General features: G+C 66.7%; 1 protein-coding gene. It reads left to right on the forward strand.

Annotated features, from left to right (window positions below):
• The coding region (locus AC1U89_RS24685; RefSeq protein WP_479902245.1) for a hypothetical protein at window positions 1-488 on the forward strand (488 nt) is incomplete at both ends.

The raw sequence follows: 488 nt of genomic DNA on the forward strand, positions 1-488 counted from the left end.
GGACCAAGGCAGCCTGGTGGTATCAGCTGGCCGTGCCAGGCGGAGGCCGGGTCGAGCTGCGGCTGCGGTTGCACCGGCCCGTCCCGGACCAAGCCGAAGCCCCGGACCGCTGGTTCGCCTCTTATTTCGATGACGTCATGACAGACCGTGAGCGGGAAGCGGACGAGTTCTATGCGGCGATTGCCCCCGCTGAAATCGGTGCCGAGCCGATGCGGGTGATGCGCCAGTCCTGCGCKGGGCTGATCTGGAGCAAGCAAATGTACCCGTACCGGGTCAGCCGGTGGTTGGATGGCGACTCCGGGGAACCGGCGCCGCCGCCCGGGCACCGCAACGGCCGGAACACAGGCTGGCGGCACCTGGACTCGTTCGACGTCATTGCCATGCCCGACCCGTGGGAGTACCCATGGTTCGCGGCTTGGGACTTGGCCTTTCACGCCATCACCTGGGCGCACCTGGATCCAGCCTTCGCCAAATACCAGCTGTTGGTG

The sequence above is a fragment of the Caulobacter sp. 05T431 genome (genome assembly GCF_056665975.1).